Origin of the sequence: Limnothrix sp. PR1529, assembly GCF_002742025.1 — a bacterium.
In the GTDB taxonomy this organism is placed as follows: Bacteria; Cyanobacteriota; Cyanobacteriia; order CACIAM-69d; family CACIAM-69d; genus CACIAM-69d.
Map to the genome: position 1 here is coordinate 1 of NZ_LIRO01000006.1, position 7317 is coordinate 7317.

Below are 7317 nucleotides of genomic sequence, written 5' to 3' on the forward strand. Positions count from 1 at the left end.
CTATGGGGTGGGTTCGGCCCTGGCGGCCCGGCTGGGGGGCCAATCGAGCGACGGTTGGGGCATGGTGCGGGCGGGCTTGGTGAATCCGACGGTTTGGGGGGCCCTGGCGGGCTTGGGGTCGCGATCGATCGCCCTGCCCCAGGTGATCGATCGGGGACTGACGGCCATCGCTTGGACTGTGGTGGCCCTGGCCTTGGTGCTAATTGGAATGCGGCTCAGTCAGTTGCGTTGGGGCAATGCCACGGCTCCGGCGATCGCCCTGTTGGTCATCAAAATGGCGATCGTGCCCCTGGTGGTGGGGTTGACCCTGCGGGGTTGGGGATGGCAGGGGCCAACCCTCTTGGTTTTGGTGTTGCAGATGGCCATGCCCCCCGCCTTTGCCTGTTTGGTCATTGCCGAAGCCTACGACCTCGATCGGGACTTGGCCGTGTCCAGTGTGGCCCTAGGAACCGTGGTTTTGCCCTTTACCCTGCCCCTCTGGCTTTGGCTGTTTGGGGCTTAGGGGATGGCTAGGAGCGGTGACCCGTCACGATATAGGAGGCGCGTTGGGCAATATTGGTGGCATGGTCGGCCATGCGCTCAATGTGGCGAATGGTCAGCACCATCAGCAACACCGGCTCGATCGGCCCCGGCACATCCCGCTGCGTGGCCAACAGACCATAGAGGCGATCGTAGGCCTCATCCACCACATTGTCCGCCGCTTGGAGCCGGGCCCCCGCCTCGGGATCTGGCTCCACCAACGCCGCCAAACTCATGCCCAACATGGTTAGGGTTTGGCGAGCCATGGCTTCCACCTCCTCCAAATGGGGATGGGGCGCATAGGGAAACAGGCGCACCGCAATGTCCGCCAAGTCCTGGGAATAATCGCCAATGCGTTCCAAGTCCCGCACCAACTGCATCAGGGCACTCAGCCAGCGGCAATTTTCCGCCACCGGAGCGTTCAGGGTCATGGTGACCACGCAGTCGAGTTCAATTTGGCGATAGAACTCATCGATGCGGTCTTCGAGGGCATTAATCCGCTCGATCGTGGACAGGTCGCGGGCAAACAGGGCTTGCTGAGTGAGGCGAAACGAATCCTCAACCAGCGCTCCCATCCGCAGCACATCTTGGCAAACTCGCTTGATTTTGCGTTCGATCGCCGTCGGTTTGGTGGCCGCACCCGAAGCAGTGGAAAACAAAGATCGTTTCACGTCTACAGCAATCATGGAACCTTCATAAACGACGGAATGAATCAACAGCTCGTCCCAACCCCACTTTAGAAACCGTGATGATTGGCTCAGGGTGATTTTCTTTTGAATTTAGGCATTGCTCAGCAGTGAAATCACCAACCAAGTTCTCTTGAGAACATTCACTTCAGGAAATCAAAATACCAACCTCCAAGAAGCCTTAGAGCCGCATTGATCGATGAGAGAAGGTGTTGAAAAATGGGTAAATCACTGATAGCGCAATTTAAGGAAAGTAAAGGTTCAAAACCAGAAATTGCATCATAAATTCTTAATGAATTGCTGGCTATTGGTTTTGAGGTTAGAAGGAAAAAGTCACTCTAATCGAGGTCCCTTGAACTTGACTGCCATCATGTTGATCAGAACTTTGAACAGCACTGGGGACAGGGCCGATCGCGCCGTGAGTTCGGTTGCTCAAAAGGGGCTGAGGCAGAAGCTGTTGGGCAACTTTCGGGAAATTTTTGGGAAGTTTCTGGAAAATTTCTAGGCAACGATCGAGACTGAAACAAGGAAATGTCTGATCAAATCTCAATCAATTTTGATACTGATTGCGATTTTAGATCGCTCGGAAAGATGCTAAGGAATAGAAACAGAATATTGATTGGAGTGACTCATGACTCATGATGTTGTCTGATCAGAGGTTCGTGAAAGAACAATTTACGAAGGACTAATCTAGGATTAATCTGGGTTGTCATTGGATGAGTTTGCGATTGTCTGACAGATAAGGATTGGAATAAAAATGCCTCGGTTCAAAGGGGAATGGAAATGAGAAATTAATGGATGCATGTCAAAAGATTGCCTTTCCTTTATATCTTATATTTTCTTAAGGTGGGGGTTCCAGCTCAGAAGTTTAGTGGGAATTTAACCAAATTTTAGTGGGCTGATCTGCCGCAGTCCCCGGGATAGTTACTCCTAGGATGATTGTTCAGAAGTCTTGCACCAATTGGGGTGCTGTTGGCTACCAAACAGCTCGATCGCCCTGGTTATCGGTGTTTTCGGAAATTGCTCCCCATCGTCAAGCACTACAAGTCATCCAGGGGTTGGCGGATGGCCCGAATCGGCAGGGCTACCCGCAGCCTTGCACCGCCGGTTTTGGGGTCGTTGCTGCCGGTAATTTGTCCCCCATGGGCGATCGCAATTTGCCGGGCGATCGCCAGCCCCAGGCCGCTGCCGGTGCTGGGGAGTTGGGGCGCAATCATGGCATCGGTTTCGCGGGTACGGGAAGCGTCGCCGCGATAGAGCCGCTCGAAAATGTGAGGTAAATCCGTGGGCGAAAATCCAGGCCCCATATCAATCACGTCGGCATAGGCCCAGGTGGCGATCGGGTCGTTGTCTGGATCGGAGAGGGGGGTGGCGGCTTGGGGGTTGGGCCGGGGCGCTCCGGCGGCCCAGTGCGGGTCAGACACCGAGGCGCGATCGCCCGACTGGCTCGCCGAACCCAACTCCTCCGCTAACTCCTCCGCCAACTCCCCGGGCGGTTGGGGCAAGGTCAAGGCCGGCGCATCTTGGGAAATGTGCAGCCAAATTTGCCCACCTTCCGGGCTGTACTTAATCGCATTGTCCAGCAAATTCAACAGCAGCCGATGGAGCTTGGCCCGATCGCCCTGGAGCCAGAGATGATCTAACCCATCCCGATCGAGCACCAGCGCCACCGATTTTCGTTCCGCCAAGGGTTCCACCGACTGCCAAGCCGCCTGGGCCACCTCCACCAAGTCCAACACCTCCAGGCGCAAAATTTGCCCCGGATTCTGTTCCATTTGGCTCAAATCCAGCCAATCTTGCACAAAGCGCACCAGCCGTTTCACTTCTGGCATGGCTCGATCGACCCAATGGCTCAGGGGCGGCTCCAGTTGCTTTTGCAGGGTTTCAAACACCAACTGAATGGACGTGAGGGGCGTGCGCAACTCATGGGCCAAGTCATTAATCCACCGGTTGCGACTACGGGCTAAATCCACCATCTGCTGGCAATTTTCCACAAAAATCGCCACGTGACCATGGGGCAGCGGAATTCCCCACCCTCGCAGGGCCAACCCCACCCCCTTGGTGGCGGTTCCCGGCCCCGGCAAAGGGGGATCGATCGTCCCGTGGTCGCTCAACTCCGGGCCCTCCGTCGATTCCGTTGGCTCCGGCCGCGGCTCTCCATAAAACGTCCAGTCCCGTTGGCAAGTGAGCCGGCCCCGCCGGGTTTGTTGCACCAACTGATCCAAATCGTAGGAGCGCACCACCTCAATCAAGAGGCGGTCTTGGTTGGGTTGCCACTGACGGATGGCGAACAGCTCCCGCGCCCGGTCATTGCACCACCGCAAGCCATCATCACGATCGACCCACAGAAAGGCGATCGGAGCCGCCGCCAGGGCCTTCTCCCAGATTTCGAGCTGAGACTCCAGGGCCACTTCCCGATCGAGCGCCGCCACCACCCCGCGCCGCACCAAGGACTCCAGCCCCAACGGAATCGCCACCTCATCGGCCAAAATGGGCGCAAAAAGCTGCATCAGGCGAGAACGCAGCCGCGCCTGTTGCCACACCCCAACCCCTAGCCCCAGTCCTAAACCGACTAGGACACTAACCAAATCGATAGCCAAAGCCGCGAATGGTGACGATGTATTCAGGCGTGCTGGGATCTAGCTCAATCTTTTCCCGCAGCCAGCGGATGTGCACATCAACGGTTTTGCTGTCGCCAATGAAGTCAATGCCCCAAATGCGCTCCAGCAACTGTTCCCGAGACCAAACCCGCCGGGGATGTTGCACAAACAATTCCAGCAATCGAAATTCCTTCGGCGACAGGTTCACTTCCTGAGTCCGCACCACCACCCGGCATTCCTGGGGATAAAGTTCAATATCCCGATAGCGCAGCACTTCCGGCTGGGCCGCGCTCACGATCCGATTGCGCCGCAGCAGGGCCCGACAACGAGCCACCAACTCCCGCATACTGAAGGGCTTCGTGAGGTAGTCATCGGCCCCCACTTCCAACCCCAACACCCGATCGGTCTCGCTGCCCTTGGCACTCAGCATCAAAATCGGCACGGGATCTTGGCGCTGGCGCAACAGCCGACACAGATCCAGCCCATTCACCCGAGGCAACATCAAATCCAGAACAATCAAATCGGGCGGGCGGTTCATGTCGCCAGGATTGTTGAGATTCAACAGGTTCAAGGCCGCAGCCCCATCGGCCGCCACTAACACTTCATAGCCCTCGTCGCGCAGGGCCGCAGCCACCATATCGCGGATTAGTTCTTCGTCTTCAACAATCAGGATGCGGCTGGGTTGCCCCGCATCCAGGGGATTAAATTTCAGGGCGCGATCGCTGGCCAGCATACGGTGAAATTCTTGAGGAACAGATTCGGCGGTGATGAATCGATCGAGCAGTTCGGTGGCGTGAGCGAAACCCCGCAAAGCACCAAAACAGCGCCAAACGAGCGCTAAAACGGCGCAAATATAACGTTAGGAAATAAGCTTCCTGATTTATTTCGTATTGCGGTATACGATTTATATCTCCACGATACCAAGGTTCCCGCCGGCCGGCGATCGCCCTCCTGTGGAATTTGTAAAAATTTCCTGACGGTTTTTTCGGCTCAGAAAATGCCCCCTGGGCGTTGGGTTGTCCAAATTGTCCCAGAAAGTGCCAGGGCCATTTCCTCAGAAAATTCGTTGAAGTTGTGCCTAATGGCTGCTTTTTCCTTAGCCATTTCTTTAAGAATCAACCGTAGTCAACCAAAATCGATGGGCGATCGGGATGGTGATCCCATGCCATTCCCGATGGATGCTGGCGGCCGGCCCTACACGGCCCCTGCTGGACTATTGACCCAGATTAGTCATAGCGGCGAATCACCACGGTGCAAACCCGATGGCGAATCCCACGGAGCCTAAAGCTGTTTTCCATGGTTCATGCCGTGGTTCATGTTCCCGTGGTTCATATTCCCGTGGTTCATATTCCCGTGGTTCATTAACCCGTTGCCCGTGGAATCCGTCGCCGTCGATCGCCCGCATTGGCCACCATTCGGGAACCAAGCCCCCAACCAGGTTTGCATCTGACCAATCTCCTGGCTTTGGGTGCGAATCACATCCTGAGCCATTGACTGCACTGGCGGGTGTTTCACCAATTGGCCTTGAATCAGGCTTTGGGCCATCATCACCGCCCCTTGGTGGTGCATCACCATATCTTGCAAAAACTGCTGATCCAGCGCATCGCCTTGCAAGGGTTCCAGGGGACGCATCATGGGCTGGTAGGCCTGGGTGCTGGTTTGGTTGGGATACCAGGTTTGCAGCCATGTTTTCATTTGGCTCACTTCCCGGCTTTGGGCATCAATAATCGCCTGGGTAAATTGCCGCATTTCCGGCCGTTGGGTGCGATCGCGCACGAGCTTGGCCGTGTCGATCGCCTCCTGGTGGTGCGGAATCATGTGACTAATGAATTCAAACTCGCTGCTCACCTGCATCGAGTGCATATGATGCGCCATGCCGCCGGCCGCGTCCCCACCGGGCGGACAAAGGGCGGGGCTAGCCTGGGCGGTGGTGGTGGAGCCTGGGGCCGTTGCGGCGGGTTGTTGGGCCCGCCATTGGCTAAATCCCCAACTCCCGATCGCGGCGGTGCTGGCGATCGCGAGGGACAATCCCGCGAGCCATGGGCCCTGTTTACCAGTCCATTTCATTGAATCTTGCTCCTAACTTGCTCCTGAATTGATCAAAATTCATCAAAACCAAGACCGATCGGGTCAGAAATGCCCGATCGACCAAGGGTTAACTTCAGTATAGGAGTTGGAATCTGAATTGCGGGCGAGGAAACGGCGTGGTGAAGAGGCGTGGTGAAGAAAAGCTAAGGAAAGCCCACAGCGACCCGCTTTGAAGTCTAGAACGGAGCCGTATTCTGCAATTTTGGGATGTACCCCCCATGTCGGACGATTTGTTTAGCTTTGTGGTCACCAACAACACAGACCAAGCCATCCTGGAAATTTGGGTTTCGCCCGATGATGAGGAGTGGTCGCAGTTCGATTTGCCAGAAGAGGGAATTGCTTCTGGAGAGGGGGCAACGGTCACCTGGGCGGAGCATACGAATGATTCGCCCTGTGAGTGGTACATCAGCTTTGTGTTTGAGGATGAGTCGGAAAGCGAAACGGTGTTGGTGAATTTCTGCGAGGAGCCAAATATCACGGTCGGCTAGAACGCGCGTTAGCCGATCCACAACCTGGGGCGATCGACTGAAACCCGCATTTTTCGCGGAGGTTGTGGATCGGTGGATCGGGCAAACCGACCCTTTCCGATCGATTGGGCCGCCATCATTCTCTCCACGATCGCTTGCTGTGGCTCCTTGGTGTCACACCGATCTGGCCATGCCCATTCCCGATCGGCAATCCTGAGGTTTTGTTCTTTGATCCGATCATGCAAACCATGCGATCGCTCCTCCTCACCCTCACCCTCCTCAGCGTCAGCGCCCCCGCCCTCGCCACCACCTGCGAAGAAAGCTTCGACAAAAAAGGCGACTTCTTCAACGGTTCCGCCTACTTCGCCCGCGTGCAAGTCCAGGGCCTATCCGTCGAAAGAGCCTTCTTTCAACTGCGGGTAATTTTGGCCCGCGAAGGCATTCGCACCCTCAGTACCGATGTGGCCGGCGGCGTGATGCGCGCCGAAAACCCCGCCACCGCCTTTCAACGCGCCCTGCCCATTGACGTATTTGCCTTAGCGGAAAACAACCAAACCACCGTCGAGATGGTGTTTACCCTGCCCAGCGGCGTAACCGCCAGCCGCGAAACCGTCAAAAAATATATCTGCGGGGCCCTCAATCAGCTAGAACCGCCTGCCCCAACTCCATAGGCCTGGGCCAGGGCGATCGCCCCCGACACCATGGCGGTGTCTGGGGAAGTGAGTAAACTCAAAGCAGATGTGAGGAGCGATCGCCCATATTTGCCCCAAGCCAGGAGGATGCGATCGCATCCAAAGGGCATTGGCTTGGTTACGGGCGATCAGGTTTGAGTTGATGATTCAAAAAGGAGCGGCGTAGGGCATGGGCGATCGACCCGAAATCCAGCAAGGCATCATTGCTAACGATCAAGCCACGATCAACATCAACAAGGTTGAACAGACGATGGGCGATCGCGTC

At 56.2% G+C, this 7317-nt stretch carries 8 protein-coding genes; 3 read left to right on the plus strand and 5 right to left on the minus strand.

Features of this window, described 5'->3' with window-relative positions:
• The coding region (locus tag AMR42_RS00635; RefSeq protein ID WP_199858041.1) for an AEC family transporter at nt 1–502 on the plus strand (502 nt) is incomplete at its 5' end.
• Nucleotides 503–509: 7 nt separating this feature from the next.
• On the opposite strand, the gene phoU is transcribed toward AMR42_RS00635, so the two are convergent.
• From phoU to AMR42_RS00655, 4 genes are all read right to left on the minus strand, one after another.
• A complete protein-coding gene (gene phoU / locus AMR42_RS00640) occupies nt 510–1190 on the minus strand; it encodes a phosphate signaling complex protein PhoU (RefSeq protein ID WP_234406423.1) in 681 nt (226 codons plus the stop codon).
• A 1055-nt stretch (nt 1191–2245) separates the two neighbouring features.
• The gene (locus AMR42_RS21455) at nt 2246–3805 is read right to left on the minus strand and encodes a cell wall metabolism sensor histidine kinase WalK (protein WP_143472876.1); all 1560 of its coding nucleotides are present in this window, start codon (nt 3803–3805) and stop codon (nt 2246–2248) included.
• Nucleotides 3786–4535 (minus strand): response regulator, encoded by a 750-nt coding sequence (locus AMR42_RS00650; RefSeq protein ID WP_099531549.1) that lies wholly within the window; start codon nt 4533–4535, stop codon nt 3786–3788. The genes AMR42_RS21455 and AMR42_RS00650 overlap by 20 nt, the downstream gene beginning before the upstream one ends.
• Nucleotides 4536–5086: 551 nt before the next feature.
• Entirely contained in the window at nt 5087–5872 is a 786-nt protein-coding gene (locus tag AMR42_RS00655; RefSeq protein ID WP_099531545.1) for a DUF305 domain-containing protein, read from the minus strand.
• Nucleotides 5873–6111: 239 nt separating this feature from the next.
• On the opposite strand from AMR42_RS00655, the gene AMR42_RS00660 reads away from it, so the two are divergent.
• Nucleotides 6112–6381: a hypothetical protein gene (locus AMR42_RS00660; RefSeq protein WP_099531546.1), complete on the plus strand. Its 270-nt coding sequence runs from the start codon at nt 6112–6114 to the stop codon at nt 6379–6381.
• Between the two features lie 218 nt (nt 6382–6599).
• Nucleotides 6600–7031 carry a hypothetical protein gene (locus AMR42_RS00670; protein ID WP_099531548.1) on the plus strand — a complete coding sequence of 144 codons (432 nt, stop codon included), beginning with the start codon at nt 6600–6602 and terminating at the stop codon, nt 7029–7031.
• On the opposite strand, the gene AMR42_RS20110 is transcribed toward AMR42_RS00670, so the two are convergent.
• Nucleotides 7001–7162 carry a hypothetical protein gene (locus tag AMR42_RS20110; RefSeq protein ID WP_158234305.1) on the minus strand — a complete coding sequence of 54 codons (162 nt, stop codon included), beginning with the start codon at nt 7160–7162 and terminating at the stop codon, nt 7001–7003. The two genes, AMR42_RS00670 and AMR42_RS20110, sit on opposite strands and share 31 nt — an antisense overlap.
• Between the last annotated feature and the right edge of the window lie 155 nt (nt 7163–7317).

Coding starts and splice junctions, on each gene's coding strand:
- AMR42_RS00670 (WP_099531548.1), top strand. CDS start 6,600: ATGCAAACCATGCGATCGCTCCTCCTCACCCTCACCCTCCTCAGCGTC.
- AMR42_RS00655 (WP_099531545.1), bottom strand. CDS start 5,872: ATGAAATGGACTGGTAAACAGGGCCCATGGCTCGCGGGATTGTCCCTC.
- AMR42_RS20110 (WP_158234305.1), bottom strand. CDS start 7,162: ATGCCCTTTGGATGCGATCGCATCCTCCTGGCTTGGGGCAAATATGGG.
- AMR42_RS00660 (WP_099531546.1), top strand. CDS start 6,112: ATGTCGGACGATTTGTTTAGCTTTGTGGTCACCAACAACACAGACCAA.